This is a genomic window from Exiguobacterium sp. s183 (assembly GCF_018617655.1).
In the GTDB taxonomy this organism is placed as follows: domain Bacteria; phylum Bacillota; class Bacilli; order Exiguobacteriales; family Exiguobacteriaceae; genus Exiguobacterium; species Exiguobacterium aestuarii_A.
This window is the reverse complement of sequence record NZ_JACSKN010000002.1, coordinates 153556-178381: the sequence shown is the minus strand read 5'-3', so window position 1 is coordinate 178381 and position 24826 is coordinate 153556. Positions and strand designations below refer to the sequence as shown.

Annotated in this window: 17 protein-coding genes; 15 read left to right on the top strand and 2 right to left on the bottom strand. The window is 51.7% G+C overall.

What is annotated here, in order from left to right; genetic code table 11:
• The first annotated feature begins 11 nt into the window (after positions 1-11).
• The 5 genes from KNP62_RS06370 to KNP62_RS06350 are packed head-to-tail and all read left to right on the top strand — an operon-like array spanning position 12 to position 7737.
• Positions 12-1355, top strand: coding sequence for an FAD-dependent oxidoreductase (locus KNP62_RS06370; protein WP_214784490.1), 1344 nt, complete (start codon positions 12-14; stop codon positions 1353-1355).
• Positions 1352-3844 (top strand): glycoside hydrolase family 38 N-terminal domain-containing protein, encoded by a 2493-nt coding sequence (locus KNP62_RS06365; protein WP_214784487.1) that lies wholly within the window; start codon positions 1352-1354, stop codon positions 3842-3844. The genes KNP62_RS06370 and KNP62_RS06365 overlap by 4 nt, the downstream gene beginning before the upstream one ends.
• 24 nt (positions 3845-3868) lie before the next feature.
• On the top strand, positions 3869-5527 hold the full coding sequence (locus KNP62_RS06360) for an ROK family protein (RefSeq protein WP_214784484.1): 1659 nt from the start codon (positions 3869-3871) through the stop codon (positions 5525-5527).
• A gap of 9 nt (positions 5528-5536) precedes the next feature.
• Positions 5537-7045 (top strand): DUF4127 family protein, encoded by a 1509-nt coding sequence (locus tag KNP62_RS06355; RefSeq protein ID WP_214784482.1) that lies wholly within the window; start codon positions 5537-5539, stop codon positions 7043-7045.
• Positions 7042-7737: an N-acetylmannosamine-6-phosphate 2-epimerase gene (locus KNP62_RS06350; RefSeq protein ID WP_214784479.1), complete on the top strand. Its 696-nt coding sequence runs from the start codon at positions 7042-7044 to the stop codon at positions 7735-7737. The genes KNP62_RS06355 and KNP62_RS06350 overlap by 4 nt, the downstream gene beginning before the upstream one ends.
• 130 nt (positions 7738-7867) lie before the next feature.
• Here KNP62_RS06350 and KNP62_RS06345 read toward each other — a convergent pair whose 3' ends face one another.
• On the bottom strand, positions 7868-9838 hold the full coding sequence (locus KNP62_RS06345; protein WP_214784476.1) for a hypothetical protein: 1971 nt from the start codon (positions 9836-9838) through the stop codon (positions 7868-7870).
• 18 nt (positions 9839-9856) lie between these two features.
• Positions 9857-11806: an McrB family protein gene (locus KNP62_RS06340; protein WP_214784473.1), complete on the bottom strand. Its 1950-nt coding sequence runs from the start codon at positions 11804-11806 to the stop codon at positions 9857-9859.
• A gap of 295 nt (positions 11807-12101) precedes the next feature.
• Between KNP62_RS06340 and KNP62_RS06335 the strand changes: the two genes are divergently transcribed.
• From KNP62_RS06335 to KNP62_RS06290, 10 genes are all read left to right on the top strand, one after another.
• The gene (locus KNP62_RS06335) at positions 12102-13253 is read left to right on the top strand and encodes an ROK family transcriptional regulator (RefSeq protein WP_214784470.1); all 1152 of its coding nucleotides are present in this window, start codon (positions 12102-12104) and stop codon (positions 13251-13253) included.
• 166 nt (positions 13254-13419) lie between these two features.
• Positions 13420-13866, top strand: coding sequence for a hypothetical protein (locus KNP62_RS06330; RefSeq protein ID WP_214744383.1), 447 nt, complete (start codon positions 13420-13422; stop codon positions 13864-13866).
• 24 nt (positions 13867-13890) lie between these two features.
• On the top strand, positions 13891-15192 hold the full coding sequence (locus KNP62_RS06325; RefSeq protein ID WP_224862085.1) for an ABC transporter substrate-binding protein: 1302 nt from the start codon (positions 13891-13893) through the stop codon (positions 15190-15192).
• A 67-nt stretch (positions 15193-15259) separates the two neighbouring features.
• Positions 15260-16213: a carbohydrate ABC transporter permease gene (locus KNP62_RS06320; RefSeq protein WP_214694278.1), complete on the top strand. Its 954-nt coding sequence runs from the start codon at positions 15260-15262 to the stop codon at positions 16211-16213.
• Between the two features lie 12 nt (positions 16214-16225).
• Positions 16226-17011, top strand: coding sequence for a carbohydrate ABC transporter permease (locus tag KNP62_RS06315; RefSeq protein ID WP_214694276.1), 786 nt, complete (start codon positions 16226-16228; stop codon positions 17009-17011).
• Between the two features lie 18 nt (positions 17012-17029).
• Positions 17030-19018 (top strand): beta-galactosidase, encoded by a 1989-nt coding sequence (locus KNP62_RS06310; protein WP_214784464.1) that lies wholly within the window; start codon positions 17030-17032, stop codon positions 19016-19018.
• Entirely contained in the window at positions 19015-21081 is a 2067-nt protein-coding gene (locus KNP62_RS06305) for an alpha-galactosidase (protein ID WP_214784461.1), read from the top strand. Before KNP62_RS06310 ends, KNP62_RS06305 begins: the two co-directional genes overlap by 4 nt.
• Before the next feature lie 22 nt (positions 21082-21103).
• Complete coding sequence (locus KNP62_RS06300) at positions 21104-22288, top strand: galactokinase (RefSeq protein ID WP_214784459.1); 1185 nt, start codon at positions 21104-21106, stop codon at positions 22286-22288.
• The gene (gene galE, locus KNP62_RS06295; RefSeq protein WP_214784456.1) at positions 22285-23289 is read left to right on the top strand and encodes a UDP-glucose 4-epimerase GalE; all 1005 of its coding nucleotides are present in this window, start codon (positions 22285-22287) and stop codon (positions 23287-23289) included. The genes KNP62_RS06300 and galE overlap by 4 nt, the downstream gene beginning before the upstream one ends.
• Positions 23286-24815 (top strand): UDP-glucose--hexose-1-phosphate uridylyltransferase, encoded by a 1530-nt coding sequence (locus tag KNP62_RS06290; protein WP_214784454.1) that lies wholly within the window; start codon positions 23286-23288, stop codon positions 24813-24815. The genes galE and KNP62_RS06290 overlap by 4 nt, the downstream gene beginning before the upstream one ends.
• The last annotated feature ends 11 nt before the right edge of the window (positions 24816-24826 follow it).

Sequence of the window (24826 nt, the reverse complement as noted above, 5' to 3'; positions counted from 1 at the left end):
ACGCGGAAGAGATGATTCATTACGCAGGACACGAAATCAAGGTAGTACGAGAAGTCGGGTGTGTCGTCGTTGGCGGCGGGACGTCTGGCGTGACGGCAGCCTATACGGCAGCAAACGAAGGAATCGATACACTTCTCATTGAAAAGACGATCGCACTCGGGGGGACGCAGACGAACGCACTCGTCTCTCCGATGATGCCGACGCACGTCCAGCCTCGGGGCGTCAACCGGCACATTCTAGACCGACTAGAAGAGCGCGGCGTCAAAACGGACGATGGGACGACGAATTGTCGGTGGTTCAACGTCGAGACGCTCACTGCGGTGCTAGATGAGTTGTTGGAACAAGTCGGATGTCAGGTATTATACGATGCCATCGTCATCGATGTGTTAAAAGCCGATGACACCATCACCCATCTGATCGTCCAGACATGTGCCGGCCTCGTCGCGATTCGGACGCAGACGGTCATCGATGCTTCAGCGGACGCCGTCGTCGCCCGTGTGTCCGACATCCCGACGTCTTCTGGAGATGAGAACGGACATAATCAACAGATGACGTTCCGTTTTGAGATGGGCGGTGTCGATCTTGCTCGTGTCCGGGACTATGTGCTCGGACTCGGCGAAACGTTCTGTCAGATCGAGGATCCAGATTTCTTCGAGATCGTCATGGTCCCCGGGAAAGGGCATGTGCTCGAAGGGTTATTCCGGGACGGATTGGCAACAGGCGAACTCACGGTCGACGACCTGAAATACTTCCAAGGGTTCACACAACCGGGCAAACCGGGTGTCTTCTCTTTTAATTGTCCCCACATCCCTGGATTGACGGATACGACCGACCCGTTCGCTCGCTCTGAAGCGGTGCGGATCGGGCGACAGATGATGCAGCGTCTCAGCAGATTCTTGGTCCGTCATTTACCAGGATTTGAGTCCGCGTTCTTATTAAAAGAAGCGACACAGCTCGGCATCCGTGAATCGTACCGGATTCAAGGGAAGTATGTATTGTCCGAGGCGGACTATGCAAATCGGGCTCGCTTTCATGACGCAATCGCTAAAGGTGACTGGTACGTCGATGTACATCGCGTCAAAGGAGCCGAGGCGTTACCGAAGAAATATACGGCGGGTGAATATTATGAGATCCCGTACCGTGCCCTCATCGTGAACGAAGTGACGAATGTCATCTTCGCCGGACGACACATCTCGAGCACGTTCTTGATGCAAGCCTCCCTTCGGATTCAACCGACGCTACGAGACGTCGGGGAAGCGACAGGACTCGCCGTCGCACTCGCATTGAAAACGAAAACGGCACTGAATGAACTCGACGGTGCGTTGATTCGGGAACGAATGGAGGTCCTCCAATGAAACAAGTACATGTCTTGAATCATACGCATTGGGACCGGGAATGGTACGAATCGTTCGAATCGTTCCGCTTCAAACTGACAGAAGGACTACGCTATGTCGTCGACCGGCTTCAGACCGGACAATTCGATAACTTCTTCTTAGACGGACAGACGATCGTGCTCGACGATTACCGGGAAGTGGTCAGTGCGGACGAATATGAACAGCTCGTCGAGTGGATCCGGGCAGGCAAGATCGAGGTCGGACCATGGTACTTACTCGCCGACGAGTTTTTAGTGGCAGGAGAGTCGCTCATTCAAAACTTGAAGATTGGGACGAAGATGGCACGCGAACTGGGATCGAAACATGATATCGGCTATTTGCCGGATACGTTCGGACATATCGGACAGATGCCACAGATTCTAGAGCAGTTCGGGATCGGTCACGCCATCCTCTGGCGTGGCGCCGTATCGGATTCATTCGAGAATACGTGGATCGCGCCGAACGGGTCGCACGTCAAGACGTTCGTCCTGCCTTTGTTCGAAGGCTATTATCAGACGTTCTTAAAGCATGAGGCATTTCAAAAAGAGATGGATGACTATTTGACACGTAACGAACCGTTCGTGAAAAGCGGTCATTACCTCGTCATGAACGGGGCCGACCATACGTTTACGGTACCTGACATCAAGGATCGGCTCGATGCCATCAATTTGCCGATCCGTCAATCACTCATGTCCGATTACTCGGACGCGGTGGCGACACATCGTCCGACCGCCTCGATACACGGTGAACAGCGGGACCCATCGAAAATCTTCATCCTACCAGGTGTTCTCTCGACAAGGACGTATCTGAAGCGGGATAATCAACTCGTTGAAGATGAAGCGCTCAACACACTCGGATTTTTGAACGCCTTTCTCGGAACAGAGACACGAAACGATTCATTCCGAGAGTATGTATGGAAACTGATTTTACAAAACCAACCGCACGACAGCATCTGCGGATGTAGCATCGATGCCGTCCATGACGAGATGGAGACGCGTTCAGCACGTGCCCTTGCTGCCATGAGACAGTTCGAACAGACGCAGCTCGACAAGCATTATCCGGCACCGTATTTCGGTGAAGGGTATAACGATCAGCTCGTGGTGATTTCGACCGTTCCCATCGAGCGGACGCTCCCGGTGGAAACGACGATTCGCATCCCGAAACGACTCGACCTCGGACAGATTCGCCTCAGCATGAACGGGCGACCGATTGAAATCGACGTCTTGCGCCGGGAAGAGAAGGAAGTGTTTCTACGACACATCTTGGCAGAGCCGCATTACGATGAGTATGTCGAGTATGACGTCGTCTTTTCAATACCGGTCGAAGGGGCAGGAGCCTATGTGTGCGAGATTGAACGGATTGAAGCAGAAGTCGCACGGCCCGACCGAATAGATGATGCTATCGAGAATGCGTTCGTCAAAGTCGAAGTGGACGATCAAGGCTTAACGATCACAGATGTAGAGACAGGGACGCGATATCCAGGACAGCATGTCTTCTACTCGAGTCTCGATGCAGGAGACACATATAACTATTCACCACCACGTGAAGACCGTTTGACGAAAGCGACGCTACGCCATGCCACGGTGGAGCGTGGTCAAGCCCATCAAACGATGCGTCTCGAATATGCGTTGACGGTCCCCGCATCTTTGGATGATTCACGTCAAACAGGAAGCGGACAGATGGTGACGATGCCGATCACGACGACGGTCACACTTTATGAACACGACCCGCTCATCCGCTTCAAGACGACGGTAGATAACAAAGCGCAAGACCACAAGCTCCGTGTCGCCTTTGATGTCGGAACGTGCGAAGTCACGACAGCGGACACGGCGTTTGATTGGAACGAACGGAAAACGATGCGGGACAAGCGATTTGATGCCGGGAAAAATGAAGAGTGCGTCATGGCGCAAGCACCGACCTATTCGTTCGTTCAGGCGAATGCGCACACCCTCGTCCATCGCGGTTTGCAAGAATACGAAGTGAGCACATATGACGGCCGAGACGTCGTGGAGCTGACGATGCTCCGTGCGGTCGGCTGGCTGTCTCGACGGGATTTGCGCACGCGAGGAAACGGGGCAGGACCAGGATTTGAAGTGCCGGGTGCACAATGTCTGCGAACCGACACGTTCGAATACGGACTTGTGTTGAACCGAGAGAACGAGTCGGCGACACACATCACGAGCTTCCGTCGACGACCGATTGTGCAGCAAACACGCGCAACGGCACCGAAGCATTGGTTCACGATGACAGGTGGCGTCTTCTCGAGTGTGACAGGAATTGAACCGAATGTAAGTGAAATTCGCCTATTCAATCCGACGACGGAACGTGTTTCGGTTACCATGACGTTCGCACAACAGGTAACATTAGAGAGAGTAACGTTAACAGGAGACATCATCGAACGAGTGGGTGAAACGTTCACGGTCCGACCGAAAGACATCGTGACGATCCGGGTGACGAGCGAAGAGAAATAGACTTTAACGAAGAAGGTGACAAAGATGAGAAAATTCGTAGCGCTCGACATTGGCGGGTCGTTTATCAAGTACGGTGTGTTGACGGAAGATGCGATCTTTATCGAAAAGCACGAGAGTATGACCGAAGCCAACCAGGGCGGGGCTCACATCTTAGAGAAGGTGACGGGCTTCATCCGTGACTTGCAGACGCGTCACGACGTACAAGGCATCTGCATCTCGACGGCAGGACAAGTCGATTCGAAAGAAGGGATTGTCGTCTATGCTTCGAAATTGATTCCGGCCTACACGGGCACGCGATTAAAAGAAACGTTAGAGGCGACGTTCAGTCTGCCGGTCGAGGTCGAAAACGATGTGAACTGTGCCGGACTGGCCGAGTCATGGATTGGGAGCGGCAAAGGAGCGAAAAGCTTATTCTGTCTGACAATCGGAACAGGAATCGGAGGCAGTTACATTCTCGACAACAAGCTCCATACGGGACATAGCTTCAGTGGGGGTGAGATCGGATATATCCCGATCGAAGGATATGCGTTCGAAGAATTGGCGTCGACGCGTGTCCTCATCGAACGTGTCGAGGCGAGAACGGAACAGACGGGACTGAACGGGAAAGACGTGTTCGAGATGGCACATGCGGGTAATCCGATCGCCATCGAAGAAATCGACCGCCTCGTCTATTACTTGTCAAAAGGGATCGCGACGGTGACGTATATGATGAACCCAGAAAAAATCATCATCGGTGGCGGAATCACGGCGCAAAAAGACTACCTGTATCCTCGCATCATGAAGCAACTGGCTGCCGACATCATCCCGGCCATCTTAGAGAAGACGACAATCGAGATTGCCCGGAACTTGAACAACGCAGGCATGATTGGGGCGCTTCGTCACTTCTTGCTCCAGGAATCGATGCGACCGCTCCGGAGCATCACGACGATCATCGAGTCGAACCATCATCGTTTCACGAAGCGAGAACAGCTCGTCGCAGACTTTATCATCCAGAACCTCGAGGCCGTTCCGAACAAGACGATCACGGAGATGTCTCGTCAGATCAACGTCTCGGAAGCGACGATCACCCGTTTTTGTCAAAAGCTCGAATTCGGGTCATATAACAAGTTGCGCCTACTCGCCAAAGAGGCGACCGTCAGCAATCGCTACTACGGTCCCTCGAATATCGATGGGCTCGATGATATCAATGAAGCGTACTTCATGATGATGAAGAAATACGAGTCGTTGTACGACCAAAAAGCGATGAATCGACTGAAGGAAGTGCTTGAATCGACGAACCAGGTCGTCTTATACGCGACGGATGAGTGGTCACCGCTCTTACCCGCCATCAAGACGAAACTCCTCGAATTTGGTGTCATGACGGACGGATTCTCGGGCGCGCAAGCGATTCAATTGTCGAAACGGGCGATTCGTCCAGAGACACTCGTCATCGGGCTCAGTCGCGATGGCTACAGTGAGGAGGTCATCGACGGATTGACACATGCGAAACGGATTGGTGCCGTCACGGTAGGTTTATCGACACAAAGCGATTCACCACTCTTCTCTGTCTCCGACGTCCGCTTGACCGTCGCCTCGACGGAAAACGCGAACGTGACCTCCATTCGGGAAGTGGCCCTCTTTTATCTATTAGATGTCATCACGCACACGGTTCGGGTGGAAGAGCCGAGCAGTGAGACGATTTGAGGTGTGACGATGAAGATTGTATATGTACCGATTGATGAACGACCATGCAATGTCGATGTGGTGCAGCGGATCGTCGGGGTGACCGACGAGGTGACGCTGCTCACGCCACCCGATCATTTATATGGATACAAAAAAGAAGCAGCCGACCAATTAGGGATGCGGGAATGGGTGCAACGTGTCAACGACTGCGACGCTCTCGTCCTCAGCGCGGACATGCTTTGCTATGGCGGACTATTGCCGTCACGCCTTCATCATATGACAGACACGGACCGGGATACCTTCATCGAGTGGATCCGGACACTTCAGAGTAAGACGAAGGCACCGCTTTATGTCGCGACGATGATCATGCGCACGCCGAAGTATAGTTCGGATGACGAAGAACCTGACTATTATGGACAATTTGGCGCGGAGATCTATCGACGAGCCTGGTTGCAGGACCGGGACGAACGGGACGGGTTGACCATGGAGGAACAGGACGAACTCGCGAACTTGAATGAGTTGATTCCGACTGAGTATGTCGTGGACTACGAGACGAGACGTGCTTTCAACCGATCCATCAACGAGGCGATGATTCAACTCGTTGAGGAAGGGGTCATCGAACGATTGTTCATCCCGCAAGACGATAGTGCCGAATACGGCTATACATCGATTGACCAGACGGACGTATTACGACAAATTCAAGAGCGGCGTGTCTTCACGAACGTCCATATGTATCCGGGAGCGGATGAAGTGGGCGCCACAATGGTCGCCCGAGCCTTTTTGGACAAGCGAGGAACAAAACCGCGTGTGTATCCGATATGGAGTAGTGTCCTCGGTCCGACGTTGATCCCGATGTATGAGGACCGACCGTTCATCGAAAGCATGTATGCTCACCTTGATGCGATTGGACTACACCTCGTGCAGACGATGGAAGAGGCGGACCTTGTTCTGGCTTATAATGTACCGGGACGCACGATGCAAGAATCGTGGGATCAAGACGAGCGTGATGTGACGTACACGAGTTTTCGTCACATGCGTCAATTCGTCACCAAAATCGAATCGGCGCTTAAGCAAGGGAAACGAGTCATCGTCGCCGACAGCGCCTATGCCAACGGCGGGGATCAAGAGTTGATCATGTGGCTCGATGAATTGAATGTTCTCGAACAGTTGGACTCTTACAAAGGTTGGAATACGAACGGGAACACGCTCGGGACGACGCTTGCGCAAGGGGTGTTTGCCCAAGTCGGGAAACGAGAGCGGATTCGCAAGAACGTCTTCTATCACGTCCTTGATGATTTCGTCTATCAAGCGAAAGTTCGGATGAAGATGACGGATGTCGTGTTACCGAAGTACGGAGCCAACTATTTCGATTTAGGCAGACATGCCGAAGCAATTTCGCAAGAGCGCAATCAGATGATGACGGAAGTGGCGCGACATGTAATCCGTCATTCTTTCCAAGAAGCATGGACAGTCAACACATCGGCACCTTGGAACCGCATGTTTGAATGCCGATTAGAGTTTGGAGGAACAAGCCAATGATTGAACAATTAAGAAGTCAGTTGATCGTGTCCTGTCAGGCGCTCCCGGATGAACCGCTCCACGGTTCGGCTATCATGGCCCGCATGGCTGTTGCTGCAAAAGAGGGTGGGGCGAGCGGGATTCGCGCGAACGGGATCGAAGATATTCAGGCGATTCAAGCTGTCGTCGATTTACCAATCATTGGCATCATCAAACGGGAATACGATGGTTCGGATGTTTACATCACACCGACGCTAGAAGAAGTTGATGCGCTCGTATCAGCAGGGGTTGATTTGATTGCACTCGATGCGACGCATCGGGAGCGTCCGGACGGTTCGACGATTGCGACATTCTTTCCATTAGTAAGAGAGAAATATTCGAATCAACGCTTCATGGCGGATTGCGCCACACTGGAAGATGCGGTCCGTGCCGAACAGCTAGGCTTCGATGTCGTCGCCCCGACGCTCTACGGGTATACCGCAGAGACGGCAGGCAAGAAAGTGTATGAAAATGATTTTCAATTTTTAAGGGAAATGGTGAAGATCGTCTCGATTCCAGTCATTGCGGAAGGTAACGTGATCACACCGGAACACGCGCGACGTGTCCTTGAACTCGGAGCACATGCGGTCGTTGTCGGTGGCGCCATCACAAGACCGCAACAGATTGCGAAGCGATTTGTGGAAGGGATTTCACAAAAAAGTCAAAAAATATAACAAAAAAGCATAGTTGTTTGGTGATTATACACCAAGCATCTATGCTTTTTTGAGTATTATTAAGTTGAAAAAGAGAAAAACAATTTCAATAGTATCATCCACTCTAATGTATTGATTTTTATATGTCTGTTTAAGTGATTTTTCTCCCTAGCACATCTGTTTCATACACTTCTCCGTGAAAATTCTTTCCACACACCTGACAATGAACATCCCAATTGTTTTCGACTTGCTTATTATAGTTCCCATGCGCATACTTCAGCAGTCGCATGTATAGTAAATGGTCCGGATGATTCTTTTTGAATTTACATACGTTGTCGACCCACACTTCCTGACAAGTGCAAATATACGTACGTTTGTATCCTTCATCTATTCCTCTTACAATCATGCCGCATGACGGGCAATAACCGATATTACCATTATACTGATGAATGATTCGTTTCATATAAGTGGACAAATGATGTGTCTGTCCAGGAGCTATATTGAAATGAGAGTACGTATAAGGCGTTCCATTACTGTGCTTAATATTTAGATTGTAGACATTAAGGGAAGCTGCACTATGGACAAGAGATGCACTTTTTATTTCATAAGGAGTTTCTTTAAAATCGTTCAAATAACGCTGGCAAGAATGTTTTAAATCGTGACTGATTTTTAGTTTGACATGAGGACTACCATAAGGTTTATATTTAGCATCGAGTGTATGACGAATAATCGATTGCGTTCTACGATTAAAAAAAGAAATCAAGTAGTCAGGACGTCGATCATTTCCTTCATTTGACTGTAGATTCGGCTCGTAATCGATGGCGATGCAGTCCTTCGTGTCAAGGTGTTCAAAGATAATACGGAGATTACGTAACGTACCATATGTGTTGTGCCAATTGAATAAGAGTCCAGTGATTGAATCGGCTGGGAGAAATCGTAGGCGTATACATTCCGCATAAATTTGCAACAGTGTCCAAATCTCGAATAGATACGGCGAACGAATCATCGACTCAACAAATTGTTGCTTTTCGATGGTGAATTTAGGAATCAAGGCTAGTATGTCTTCGAAACATTCGAACGTTTCGCGATAACGGGGTTCATGTAAAAATAAATGTGTTCCTTCTATTTCAATCGGAGAAACATTAAACAAAGATGTTGAATTCGTGAATGGTTGTAGCGAGTCAATCATTTCGTTGAGAAGATTAATTTTTTGATTCGCTATGGAGAGTCGGTTCATCACGTCTAGTAATTTCTTTTGCATATTATAAATGATTTTTGAGTATTCACTTTGCGATGGGAGAAGAAAATCCCGCTCTTCTTTTTCATTTTCAAGTAACTCTTTCCTTCCGAGTTCTACTCTCAGTGTATTCCTTAGGAAGGAAAGGATTGTGTCAACCATCGTTCGGATCATTTGATGCTCGATGATGTCGTGTGAAGCTTCGACTACCTCGACATTGATTTTTGGTTGACCCATTCCTGCTTGGTAGGCTGCCATTGTTCGAGGTGTCCATCGCTTGATTTGATTTTTTGTTGATTTCCCAGGTGCACGAGTTAATACTTCAGCTGGGGAGTCAACAATGGTATTGAGTGTATGTTTGAACTGATTGACTAGATCGTACAAATCATCCAACGGAAAAGAATGGGTCGGACCTGTTTTCGTGACACCCTCTGATTCATGCGGTTGTGTGTTGAAAGCGAGTAGTAAATCTTGCACTTCAGCCTGCATGCGCTCGTATTGATGTAACGTCAGGGTGACAGGTGTAACAATCAATTTCTTGCAAGCAATTAGATGACGATCGACGTTATAGGCCTCTATTTCAAATTGACCACATACGTTTAATCCAAACTCTGCATCACCCGATTGCATATACCATAGATTCTCATCATTGAGTGAGCGAATAAAAGTAGACTTAGGATATTCTTTAAGGCGTACCGAGTATGCTCCTGCAATCTCAACGCCAATATGGAGATGCTTTCCTTTATACATGCTGTATTCTTGAAAATAGTATGTCTCTCCTGATTTTGAAAGTTCATTGATTTTACGAGTCGGAAGTCGGAGAGCGGGAAACGTTGACGTATTACCTTCTCCTTTGCTAGAGAACTGTATATTGAATAGTTTCATCGATGTCTACTCCTATTCTTATTTGAAAAAGTTGACGTGTCGACTATCGTTATACATCTGCGAGGCACGCTGCGCGCTCTCTTTCAATTTTTTTTCGCGTAGTCTATTGGTAAAGGACTCAAAAGCATCGGTTGCAGCAGGATATTGACTTTTTGAAAAGTTGATGCGGGGCAACAATTTTGAGAGGACAAGCTGATTCAACGTACGTTCAGATGTATGCGCTCCAATGCGCAAATAGTTTATAAGCTGCTTCTTACCACGTGAATTTAGTCGTGCATTCGGAATCATCTGTAATATATCCGAACATTCGATTAACCATTCAACATCATGTTTGACGTCTTCTTCTGATGATATAGGAGTCGTGAATGATTCTAAGTCGATTTCAATTCTACCTGTGAGCGTTGAGGACTCAAGTGTCGTTTGTTCATCAGCGCTAGGAGATTGTTGTGTAAGTTCGATGATGAAGCAACGATCAATCACCTTAGGACTAAGCGGTTTGACGGTATGGTCCATATTAATTGTTCCAACAAATCTTACGTTTGATGGAATCTCGATTTCGTAAGGGTATCGAAGTAGTTCTTTAGCGTTTTGATATTGTTTTCTATCCTCCGTAGTGGGGTCATCGATGCAATCATAAAAATCTATGAATTCTCTGGCCTCTTCATAATAACGCGGTGGGTAGAGTGGAATCGGATTATTTAGTTCCTGACTGCTCAAAATTTCGGCGAAATAATACTCCACGTGAGCTAAATTCATTTCATCTAGACAAATTAAATAAAGACTATTAGATTCCTTTGCAGCTAAAAGTGAATCAAGGAATGGGGTAGGTACGAAGGAGCGCTCGATTGCATTAAAGTAGCCAAATAAGTCCATCTTATCCGTCCAACTGGATTGAACAGATATAAAATGAGCAGTGGCTTCCTGAATCGCGTCAGTAAATGCTCTTACCAAACTGGATTTCCCTGTCCCGGACGGTCCGCTTAGCACAACGAGTGTATTAGTTTGAAGTGCTCTCAAAAATGTTTCGATCACAGACTTATCGTAATATAAAGATTCCTCACGGTCACAATAAAATAGAGTTTGAAGTGTTTCGACGATTGTATTGGGATCCCATTGTAAAATTGGTTTTAAGTAATACTCGTCTTCTCGTGCTTTCGGTTTCGAATGGATTTTAGAAAGGATGTTGTAGAATTGTAAATCACGCGAACTTAGCTTGTTTAGTTCTTTTTGATGTTCAATCTGTTGTTTGGATATTTCTTTTTGGTAGCTTTCTTTTAAAATAGACAACTCGTTTTCATAATCTTTTTGAACTTTTTGTAACTCATCTTTCAACGAATCTTCTTTTATGCTGAGTTGTTTTTGTGCCTCTTCATTCTTCTTCTTTAATGTTTCAATTTTTTTAATCTCATCTTTGAATAAAGAATTACGGTATTCACTAAATCTTGAAAACAGAACGGCTTCTAGATCGGTCCCAAAAACCTGTTCTGCAACTGACGCTAAAGACTTACCTCCATTTAGAAGTAAAATGTCATGAAATGATACTTTCAATGGAGATATGTCTTTCGAAGGAATCGTGAGTAACTGATGCCTATACTCGCTATACGATTGATAGGTGTATTTACTTTCGTACAATTCACCTTCTTCTACTCTGACTTCACCATGGAAAAATGCTGTTATTTCCCAATCTCGATTCGGTGATAATGGGGACTTGCAACCGATTAATCCATTTTCGGTCATTTCCATGATATGAGCCGTTATTTGAACTTTGCCATCGCCTATTTTTGTTTTATTGGTTACACGAAAAATTATTTTAAGGCCAAAGATATTATCTTGTGTGATTCTTTCATAAAATGCTTTCGTCTCTTCTTTTGTAAGGTCTCGATTTTTGAGTTTCTCAATTAATTCATGGTTGAATTCTAGCCATTCTCGAAGATTGGTTGGTGTGTTAATTGGTCTCTGAGTTGTCATAAGGGAATCCAATCCTTTCTGTTAGTGGAGTAATAATTAAATATCAAAAAAACACATGGTAATTTATACCCAAATCCAAAAGTGACAACTCTATAATCAAACTCCTTATTAAATAAAAATAGTGCACAGGTCAAAAATTATTAATATTCATTACTAAAGCAAAAGTCTAGAAAAGAATAAATATACTGACTGCGATACATAAAAAATGTAAAATGAACCACATTCAACAAAAGCGCTTTCGGTCATTTCAGACATGCTATACTAAAAGAAAATGACAGGAATAGGTGGAATGGTCATGGGGAACACAACACCACGCAACTCCAAATGGATGAGGTCCTACAATCGGGCGCTCATCCTTCGGCTCATCCGGCTCCATCAGCCGGTGTCCCGCGTCGAGCTCGCCAAAAAGACGAGTTTGACGAAGCCGACGATCTCAAACATCGTCAATGAACTGAAAGAAGAAGGACTGATCAATGAGCGGGAACTTGGTGTCTCGAGTGGGGGGCGACGCCCGATCATGCTCGAGCTCGCGGCGAGCGACCGTTTCGTCATCGGCATCGATGCGACGCAGCGGAAGCTGCACGGGGTCGTAACGAACATCCACGGGGAACTGCTCGACGAGGCATGGCATGACGAACGGTTCGACACGAACGAGGAGTTCATCGACGCCATCGTCGCGCTGTACATAACGTTAAACGACCGCACGAAAGGGGACATCATCGGACTCGGCGTCTCCGTGCACGGGATGGTCGAGGCGGGTGACGGGGTCGTCTTGTTCGCGCCACGTTTTCACTTGCACGACATCCCGCTCAAGCATGAACTTGAAAAGCGACTCGGTCAGCACGTCTTCGTCGAGAACGACGTGCGGACGCTCGCACTCGGCGAACTGTATTTTGGGGAAGCCATCGGCATCGAGGAGTTCTTTTATGTGTATGCCGGGTACGGGATCGGGGGAGCGTATGTCCACGCAGGCGAGTTGATCGATGGGAAGCATCACATCGCCGGTGAGATCGGACATATGCGCATCATGCTTGACGGACCGATTTGTTCATGCGGGAACCGTGGCTGTTTAGAGGCAGTCGCAGGTGAGCGTGCCATCTTGAACGAGGCCCGTCAACTCGCGCATGACCTGACGCTAGACGACCTCCGTGATTCCGTAAGCTCGAATCAAGACGTTCAAAAGCTGTATGAACGGGCCGGTGAATATATCGGCATCGCCACGCTCAATATGATCCATCTGTTGAATCCGGGTCGCATCCTTCTCGGGGGACCACTCTTCAACTATGCGCCGGACGTCGTGACGAACATCCAGGAGCGTGTCGCCCAGACGGCACTCACCCTTGACGCCCGTCAGACCGACATTCGTGTCGTCCCGTGGAACGTCAGCCAAGGCGCGCTCGGGGCAGCGGCACTCATCACGAACGAGATGTTCGGTGAAATCCAATGAAACAACGAGTCGTCTTTCTCTTGTAGAAAGGCGATTTTTAATTTCTTCACAAGAAAGCGTTTACAACATAAACAAGGGCATGCTATAGTCTATATGTAGTTAGATAATAAATTTAATTTACTAAGTAAGGGGTGACACTCTCAACGACACGTTTGGAGGGGTAGCGATGCAAAAAGAGACACCATTGAAAGACCAGTTCCACGCGATCTTCGGTCGCTACGGGGCGACCCGATTGTTCGCACGACACGACTTCGCCTTCGACGAAATGGAAGCGTTCACAGGCGAGGAGACGAGCATGATCATCACGCGCTCAAGACGCGACGGCATCTTTCGTCTCTATGACGAGGAGACGCGTGACATCCGATTATTCCGGGCATCGACGCTCTCTCGCGACGTGTCGTTCGACGACATGGACGGCTTGTTCGAACTGTTGCTTTGGCGATTGAAAGAACAAGACGCATTGCCGTTCGGGGCGGACCTTTACGTCGTCGGCCCATACATAGACGGACCGAAGCTCGATTTGGAACTGATCACGTACACGTTGACACGGCTCGGGGATCGCCCGATGCCAGACCATCTTATTCGGGAGTTATGCCATCGTATCGTGGCGTGACAACACATTCAAAGGAGAATGAACATGAAAAAAACGACGATTGCACTCGCATCATCTGTCTTAATGCTCTCATCTTTACTCGCTGCGTGCGGCGACGACGAACAAGCGGCGGCGACAACGGAAGACGGCAAGCCGGTCATCACATGGTGGGGCTGGGCGCCACAACCTGAAGTCGGGGAAGAAATGGCGAAGGCGTTCAACGAATCGCAAGACGACTACGTTGTCAAATTCAAGCGTCTCGAAGACTACGAGCAACAGCTCCAAGTCGCGATGCTCGGCGGTGACGGTCCGGACGTCATCGGTCTCAAAGAGCCGATGATCCCACAATACAAGGACCGCCTCGTGCCAGCGAAAGACTATATGGACAAAGCGGCCGGCGAAGGCTGGAAAGACAAATTGATCGAGCTCGGCGTCGAACAGACGACGGTCGACGGCGAACAGTATGCGGTACCGGTCGGCTTCACAGGACAGGCATACCTCATGTACAACAAGACGCTCCTCGACAAATACGGCGTGACACCGCCGAAGACGTATGACGAGACGGTCGCAGCGATCGACAAGATCAACGCGTCAGGCGACAAGGTCATCCCGATGCAGCTCGGTGCGAAAGATGCATGGGTCGGCGTCGACGTCTTCAACGTCTTGAGCCACCAAGTCGCACCAGGTTACATCCAAGACGTACTCGCAGGCGACGCGAAGTGGACGGACAAAGAGATGGTCGAGACAGCTGAACTTTGGCAACAACTATACGAAGACAAAGTGTTCCAAGAAGGGGCATTGGGTCTCGCGACATACATGGACGGCATGAACAACTTCTTCGACAAGAAAGCCGCCATGTGGATCATCGGTTCATGGGAAGCCCACTCGATGACGACGGTCGAGAAGCGTGACAAGTGGAACAACTTCGAAGACGAGATCGGCTTCGTCCCGATGCCTAACCTCGCAGGTGGCACAGAACAACCGGTCATCGCATCGATCGACATGGCACTCGGTGTCAACAAAGAGTCGAAACAACAAGAAGGTGCGGCTGCCTTCATCGCTTATATGACACAAGGCGAAGGCCAGGCGCTCTACATGGAGAAGTTTGAGATGGCACCAGCTGTCAAAGACATCGAAGTGGCATACGAAGACAAGTTCACGAACGACGTTGAGCGTGAGTCTTACGAAATCTTGAACGAGACAGTGAAGAATGCTGTCGCGGGACGCGGAATCCGTGACCCGAAAGTGTACGACGCACTCGGGAAAGAACTTCAAAACATCGCTGCCGGACAAGATGCGAAAGAAGCACTCGCACGCATCCAGGCGATTGCGGACCAAGGTAAATAATCGAACGAGCGCCAGTAGCCAGACTGACTGGCGCTCGATTTTTTGAATCTGAAAGTGAGGGAACCTTATGCAACAAGCAACCGATTTGAACAAGTCCAAGCCGAAGCTCGCGTCGGTGCCGCCGAGCGCGCCGAACCCGATCCGGAAGAAGGAGCGGATGAAGCAAAACTTAATCGGCTGGGCGTTCGTCGCCCCGACTGTCCTGTTCGTCATCGCCTTCATCTATTACGGCATCTTCTATAACGCCTATCACTCGCTCTTCTCGTGGGATGGGATCTCGTTTGAAAAAGTGTATGTCGGCTTCGAGAACTTCGCACGGATGTTCCAAGACCCAGAATTTTATAACGCGCTCAAGAATACGGGCATCTTCACGATCTTGACGGTCACGATTCAGGCGGGTCTCGGGCTCGTGTTGGCCTATTTGCTTCACACGAAAGGCGCAGGCCGGACGTTCTTCAAATCGGTGTTCTTCTTCCCGGTCGTCTTGAGCCCGGTCGTCCTCGGGGCGGCGTTCACGCAAATCTTTGACTTCCAGTTCGGTTACATCAACGAATTCCTTCGCATGATTGGTCTCGGTGCTTTGGAGCAGAACTGGCTCGGTGACCAGGACGTCGCACTCTATGCCATCATCTTGATCAACATCTTCCAGTGGACGGGCTCGTCGATGATCATGTACTACATGGCGATGCTCGCGATCGAACGGGAAGTGTTCGAGGCGGCCAATATTGACGGTGCCGGCTTCTGGCGCACGCTGTGGAGCGTCGTCTTCCCGAACTTGAAAGGGACGACGTTCACATTGACGATCCTCGGGGTCATCGGTGGTCTGAAGACGTTCGATATCGTCTGGATCTCGACGCAAGGTGGACCAGGTAACTCGACGGAGGTCATCTCGACGTATTTGTTCCGGAAATCGATGCTTCATCAAGAGGTCGGTTATGCCAGTGCCGTCGCCATCATCTTGCTTGCGATCGCGCTCGGCATCACGTACTTCCAGATGCGTGTACAGAAGAAAATGGACTAAGGGGGAGTAGCTATGGAACTGCAAACGAAAAAAGGAAGATGGTTCACCAATATCGGTCTCTCGCTCATGGCGGTCCTCTGGTTGTTCCCAATCTTCGTCATGTTCAAGGAAAGCTTACGTGTCAACGGCTTTGAAAACTATATCGCGACGCTTCAAAATCCGAACTTCCCACAGTTCGTCATCAACAGTTTCATCGTCGCGTTCTTCATGATTCTCATTTCGATCTCGCTTCTCGCCTTTGCGGCGTTCGGATTCTCGAAGCTCCAGTTTGCTGGGAAGCGCCTGTTGTTCAATCTCGTCTTGGCAGGGTTGATGCTACCGGTCGCCTCGCTCATCGTACCGCTCTTCTTCACATTGCGTACGCTTGACGGGCTCAACAGCTATTGGGGATTGATCGGCGCCGAGATCGCCTTCTTCCTTCCGTTCGGGCTCATGCTCATCAAGAGCTACTTCGACGAACTGCCGAACGAATTGATGGAAGCGGCGCATATCGACGGGGCGTCGACGTTCCAAATCTTCTATAAAGTCATGATGCCGCTCGCCAAGCCGGCGCTCGCGACAGCGACGATCTATGCGTTTCTCAACTCGTGGAACGAGTACTTGATGGTCCTCACGTTCATGACGGACCCGGCCAAGCAGACGGTGACGATGGCACCGACCTTCTTCACGGAAGCGCTCGGCGGGGATCCTGGTAAACTGTACGCCTCGCTCGTCTTGATCAGCTTGCCGACGATGGTGTTTTATATCTTCTTCCAACGCTTCTTACAAAAAGGGATGACTTCGGGAGCGGTCAAATAATCGATTGAGGTGAATAGCATGTATTTAGGAGTAGATTACTATCCAGAACAGACGGACCGTGCGCTTTGGGACGAGGACGTCCGCTTGATGAAAGAACTCGGTGTCAACGTCATCCGTATGGCCGAATTCGCCTGGACGATGATGGAGCCGGCAGACGGTGAGTTCGACTTCTCATTTTGGGACGAGGTCGTCGAGACGTTCGGCGAACACTTTGACATCGTCCTCGGCACGCCGACGGCGACACCGCCTGCATGGCTCATCGAGAAGTATCCGGACATTCTCCCGGTGACAAAAGACGGCGTCCGCATCAGTTTCGGTGCCCGTCGTCATTATACGGTCAACAGCCCCGTCTACCGCGAGTACTGTGAACGCATCACCCGCAAGATGGCGGAGCGGTACGGTCGTCATCCACGCGTGATTGGCTGGCAGACGGACAACGAGTATGGACATGAACAGTCAGACCGTTCGTACGGCGACGTCGATCAAGTGGCATTCCAGGAATGGCTGAAAGAACGTTACGAGACGCTCGACGCGCTCAACGCGGCTTGGGGGACCGTCTTCTGGAGCCATACATATACGGCATGGACACAGATTCCGGTCCCTCGCACCGTGTTCCAAGAACACAACCCGTCGCTCCTCGTCGATTTCGACCGTTTCTGTTCGGACGCGTATCGCTCGTTCAACAAGCTCCAAGTCGACACGCTCCGTCCGCTCATCCACGAGGACGCGTTCATCACGCATAACCTCGTCTATAGCGACATGGCGATCAACCAGCAACAGATGGCCCAAGACCTCGACTACGTCTCATTCGACAACTACCCGGTCTGGGGCGGATTGCCGGAGCCGAACCGTTTCGAGAAGACGGCGCACGACCATGACCTGTGCCGCTCATCAAAACAAGGAAAAGGGTTCTGGGTGATGGAGCAGCTCAGTGGGGCCCAAGGATGGAGCCGCATCGGCTACTTGCCACGACCAGGACATATCCGTCTTTGGACACATCAAGCCGTCGCCCGTGGCGCCGAGGCGATTGTCTACTTCCGATTCCGTGCCGCTGACTTCGGGACAGAGGAGTTCTGTCACGGCATCATCGACCATGATGGGAAGCCAAAACGGAAATTCGAAGAAGTGAAGCACGTCATGTCAGAGCTTCACGCGCATGGGGACATGATCAACGCGGCTGCGTACAAGTCGGACGTCGCCGTCTATTTCGATCAGGAGAACTTATGGGCGTGGACGCATCAACCGCACTCGGACGCGTTCAACTTCAAACAAGAGTTCGTCCGCTTCTATGGTGCCGCTGTCCGTCAAGGGGTCAACACGGACATCGTCTTCCCAGGGGATGCGCTCGACGCGTATAAACTCGTCATCGTCCCGCTCTATTTCCTCGGGAATGACGTATTCGACGAAACGCTCATCGACTATATCGAGAACGGTGGCAACGTGATTTTCACGTATCGCACTGGGGTGAAAGACCCGATCAACCGTTGCCATAACTTGACGCTCCCAGGCAAGTTCGCTGAGTACGCGGGTATCGAGATTGACGAGTACGAGAGTTTACAAGCCGTCCAGTCGAACGAGGTCCGCCTCGGCGACCAAGTATCTGAGGCGAACATCTGGTGCGACTTGATCACACCAAAAGGTGCAGATGTGCTCGCGACTTACGGGCAGGCGTTCTATAAAGGAACGGCGGCCATCACGCGCCACACGTATAAAGGTGACGTGACGTATATCGGCTCATCGGTCGACGATGCGATGCTCGACACGGTCTATCACGAGGCACTCACACGTGCCGGCATTGACGCGCACCGACTCCCGGACGATGTCGAGAAAGTCGACCGTCATGGGGACGGGCAGTTGATTCGCTTCTATATGAACCATTCGACCGAGGTCACGTCATCCGTCGAACTCGACGGTACATGGCAGACGCTCGACGGGGATACGGTGACGGGCACGCTCGAACTCGAACCGCTCGCGGTCGTCCTACTCAAACGGGAGGTGGAAGCATGATTGTTCGTCACGCCAATCGGTTCGCCCTCATCGGGACGAATCTCACGTACGTATTTGATGTGGATGCACGCGGTCGTCTCGTCCATCAGTATCTTGGTGGACGCCTACATGAGTCGGATATCAAAGAACTACCGGACGCACGCGTGTTGCATTCGTCATTCGAGACACCGGAAGGGGTGGCCGCATACGAGTTCACCTCGTTCGGCGACCTCGTCTATACGGAACCGACGTTGAAGAGTCATACCGAGACGGAACGGCTGCATGCGTTCGCACTCCGTGATGCACGGATTGACGGAGAGACGCTCGAGATCGATTTGATCGACTCGATTCAGTCCCTTCACGTGACGCTACAGTTCACGCTTTATCCGGCGTACGACATCATCGCTCGCCGCATGACCGTCAAAGCAGGAGAGACGGTCACACTCGAGAGTGCACAGTCATTCAGCCTCGGACTCATCGAGCGCGACATGCGCCTCCGTCATTTCAGCGGGGCGTGGACGAGCGAGTTCCAGCTTCAAGAAGGGCCGCTCCTCCCAGGTAAGAAGACAATCGAGAGCCGTCGCGGGTTGACGAGCCATCAAAGCAACCCGTGGTTCGCACTCGACAGTGACGCGACGGAGACACATGGAGAAGTCGTCTACGGCTTCCTCGGACATTCCGGCAACTGGGCAATCCATTTCGAGAAAGACCAGTTCGGCTTTACCCAAGTGACGGGCGGGATTAACCCGTTCGATTTCGCGAAGACGCTTCAAGCGGATGAATCTTTCACGACGCCAACCGGCTATATCGGCTATACGCAGCGCGGATTCGGTGGTATGAGCCAGAACGCCCACGACTTCGAGCGCGACGTCATCATGCCGGAAGCGACACGTGACGTGTTGCGCCCGGTCCTCTACAACTCGTGGGAGGCGACCTATTTTGACGTCAGCGAAGACGGACAGAAACGTCTCGTCGACGAGGCGGCTGCCATCGGTTGTGAGTTGTTCGTCGTCGATGACGGCTGGTTCGGTGAGCGTCATTCGGACACGGCCGGACTCGGGGATTGGCACGTCAACGAGATGAAGTTCCCGAACGGGCTCGACCCTCTCGTCCGCTACGTCGAGGAGAAAGGTCTCCAGTTCGGACTATGGGTCGAACCGGAGATGGTCAATCCAGATTCAGACTTGTACCGGGCTCATCCGGAGTGGATTTACTATACGGATGGCCGCCCGTCGACGACGTCGCGGAATCAGTTCGTCTTGAACCTCGCCTTGCCTGAAGTCGAGGAACACGTGACGGCGTGGCTCGACGAGTTGCTCGGACGACACGACATCCGTTACATCAAGTGGGACATGAACCGCGCCTTCTCCGAGCCTGACAGCCCACATCTACGTGACGCGAAGGAACTGTGGCTCCGTCACGCGGAAGCCGTGTATCGCATCCTCGACACGTTGCGGGAAAGACACCCGAACGTCGCGTTCGAATCATGCGCCGGCGGCGGTGGGCGGATTGACCTCGGTGTCCTCTCGCGCGTCGAACAGGTTTGGACGAGTGACAACACGGACGCACTCGACCGTCTCACGATTCAGGAAGGCTTCTCATACGCCTATAACGCCAAGATGATGAGCTGCTGGGTGACGGATGCGCCGAACTGGTTGAACAATCGTTCGTTGCCGCTCGGATATCGGTTCGTCAGCGCCATGCAAGGGACGCTCGGCATCGGCGGCAACTTGCTCGAATGGACGAAAGAAGAATTGGCAGAAGCGAAAGAATGGATCGCGACGTATAAAACGATCCGCCCGCTCGTGCAGCACGGGACGAGCCATCGTCTCGCCTCGCTCAAACGGGACGGCTTCCACGCCGTCGGCTATACGGATGGCGAAGACTATGTCGTCCTCGTCAACGCCGACCGTCGCCAATACGGGAAGAACCGCTTGCGCGTGAAGTTGCGCGGACTCGACCCGGAACGGACGTACGAACTAGAAGGGCGCCGCGTGAGCGGACGCTACTTGATGGAACAAGGCATAAACCTCACACAACAAACAGACTATGACGCGTATTGCCTGGTCATCCACCCGGCATGAGCGATGGAAGGGATGAAGCCGTATGCTTTCATTTGATATGGAACAGCTGAAACAACAATTCGAGGAGGTGTTCGCCGGATCAGCGGACCGGGTGTTCTTCGCACCGGGTCGCATCAACTTGATTGGCGAGCACACCGACTATAACGGAGGGCACGTCTTCCCATGTGCGATCACGTTCGGGACGTATGGACTCGTGAAGAAGCGGGAGGACGATTTGATTCGTGTCTACTCACGTAACTTTGAGGACGTCGGCATCGTGTCGTTCCCTGTGACGGACGGGACGTATGAGGCGAGCCACGACTGGGCGAACTACGTGAAAGGTGTCGTCAAGCTCCTTCGACAAGACGGGCACGATATTCACGGGTTCGACTTCCTCCTCGCGGGCAACATCCCGAACGGGGCAGGTCTCTCGTCATCGGCCTCCCTCGAACTCGTGACGGCGTTCATGTTGAATGAAGTGTACGGTCTCGGTCTCGAACGACTTGACCTCGTCCGACTCGGACAACGTGTCGAGAACACATTCATCGGCGTCAACAGCGGTATCATGGATCAGTTCGCCATCGGGATGGGCAAGGCCGGGCAGGCGATGCTCCTCGATTGTGAGACGCTCCATCATGACTACGCACCGATCGCACTCGACGGATATGACATCGTCATCATGAATACGAACAAACGACGCGAGCTCGCCGACTCGAAATATAACGAACGTCGACGTGAATGCGACACGGCGCTCGGGTTGATTCAACCAAAATTCGACGTGGCGTCACTCGGGCAGCTGTCGATGGAGGCATTCGAACAAGTCGCGATTGACTTACCGGAGACGCTCCGCAAACGGGCACGCCACGCCGTCTCGGAGAACGAGCGGACGAAACTTGCCTATACCGCTTTACAAGAAGGACGACTCGAGACGTTTGGTCAGTTGATGAACGCGTCACACGCGTCGCTTCGTGACGATTATGAAGTGACGGGGCTCGAGCTCGATACGCTCGTCGCGGCCGCCCAAGGCTGTGACGGTGTCATCGGGACCCGTATGACAGGGGCCGGATTCGGTGGCTGTGCCATCGCCATCGTCCGACAAACGGATACGAATGCGATGATCAAACAGACGTCTGCGAAGTACGAAGAGACGATCGGTTACGCGCCGACATGTTACGTCGCCTCGGTTGGGGACGGCGTCAGAGAACTCGTAGAGGAGGAAGTGAAATGAGTGTACTTGTCGTCGGCGGTGCCGGCTATATCGGATCGCACGCCGTCCGTGCCTTATTGAAAGACGGGGAGGACGTCGTCATCCTCGACAATCTCCAGACGGGACACGTCGAGTCGATCCCGCAAGACGTCCGTTTCTATGAAGGAGACTTGCGTGACCGTGCGTTCGTGAAAGAGGTATTCGCGAAAGAAAGAATCACGGACGTCCTTCATTTCGCGGCAAACTCGCTCGTCGGTGAATCGATGTCGGACCCGCTCGCCTACTATGACAACAACGTCTTCGGGACACAGGTGCTTCTCGAGGCGATGCGGGACGCAGGGGTGAAGCGGATCGTCTTCTCCTCGACGGCCGCGACATACGGTGACCAGACCGTCATGCCGATCGATGAGACGGCGCTGACGAACCCGACGAACACGTACGGGGCGACGAAACTTGCGATGGAGTCGATGATTCGCTGGTGTGACCAGGCGCACGGCATCCGCTCGGTCGCGCTCCGTTACTTCAACGTTGCCGGCGCAATCGCGACCGGTGAGATCGGGGAAGACCATGACCCGGAGACACACCTCATCCCAATCGTCCTTCAAGTGGCGAACGGACAGCGTGACGCCATCACCGTATTCGGTGACGACTATGCGACAGAAGACGGCACGTGTATCCGCGACTACATCCACGTCCAAGACCTCGTCGACGCGCATCTTCTCGCACTCCGTTATTTACGGGAAGACGGGGCGAGCGATGTGTTTAACCTCGGGACGGCGAACGGATTATCCGTGCTTGAAATCGTTGAAGCGGCACGTCGCGTGACGGGTCATGATATCCCGGTCCGACTCGGGGAACGCCGCGCCGGTGACCCGGCGAAGTTGATCGCCTCTTCCGATAAGGCACGACGCGTCCTCGGTTGGACACCGACCCGCTCGAATGTCGAAACGATTTTGACGGACGCGTGGAACTGGCATGCGACCCATCCATTCGGTTATCAGGCGAAAGAGGTGAGACGATGATTGATGTGACGATTGAGGCGCTCGTCGAGGCGGCGATTCGTGCAGAGTTGATTGAAGAACAGGACCGGATCTATTCACGGAACCGTGTACTCGCCACACTTCATAAATTCGACATGGACGTCCCGACGTCTGTGCCGTCGATAGAAATCCCGGACGCATTAGAGGAGCTGGTCGCATATGCGATCGAACAGGAGTTGATTGAACCAATCCTGGAAGAAAAGGACCGCTTTATGGCCGAAGTGATGAACGTCTTCGTCTCGAAACCGTCTGAAGTGACGCGTCGTTTCAATGAACTCCGTGCGACTGACGTGACGGCTGCGACGGATTATTTCTATCGGATGAGCCAGGCGTCAAACTATATCCAGACGCGGCGAATCGCGAACAACATCACGTACAAGGCACCGACCCGCTATGGCACGCTCGACATCACCATCAACTTGTCCAAACCGGAGAAGGACCCGCGTGAGATCGCACTCGCTCGGACGCAGCCGACCCCGACGTCGAACTATCCGAAAGGGTTGCTCGCGATTGAGAACGAAGGCTACGGCGGGCACTTGAAACATCCGGCGCGTGCGAACCATCGCATCATCCCGCTCACACTCGGCGGTCAACCGTGGTCGTTCCAATATTCACCGTACCTCTACTACAACGAGCACTCGATTTTGTTGTCGAACGAGGTGCGCGACATGGTCATCGACCGCGGTGCGTTCGAGCGTCTGCTCGACTTTATCACACAGTTCCCGCATTATTTCGCCGGGTCGAACGCGGACTTGCCGATTGTCGGCGGTTCGATTTTGACGCACGACCATTATCAGGCCGGCCGCTACCGGTTTGCGATGGATGATGCGCGAGTCGTCTCGACGTATCGCTCGGAACGCTATGACCAGGTCGAGATTGAGACGCTCTACTGGCCGCTCTCGGTCGTTCGTCTCCGTTCCCGTCAACAAGAGCAGCTCGTCATGTTGGCGAATCAGTTGCTCGGCTATTGGCGTGACTATGAGGACGAATCGAGTGAGGTCATCCCGTATACGGATGGCGTCCCGCATAACACGGTCACTCCGATTGCGAGACGACGGGACGGGCGCTATGAGCTCGATCTCGTTCTTCGGAACAATCGGACGAGCGACGCACATCCGGACGGCATCTTCCATCCTCATGCTGATGTGCACCACATCAAGCGTGAGAATATCGGCTTGATCGAGGTGATGGGACTCGCCGTCTTACCGGCACGCCTGAAGACGGAACTCGAACAAGTCGTCCGTTATGTGGCGGGCGAGGACGTCGAAGTCGAAGCGATGCACCAGGAATGGGCCGATACACTACGCAAGAAGGCGGGCGACCCGAAAACAATCGTCGACCAAGCCGTCGTCGACAAGTTCGTGAAAGGACTCGAAGACGCAGGAGTCTTCAAACAGACGGAAACGGGGCAGGAACGGTTTGATGTGTTCGTCCGTTCGCTCTTGAGTCATGTCGATAAAGTGGAGTACGGAACACCAAGGTCGGGAATGAGAGAGAAAACGAACTAAAGGTGGTTGTA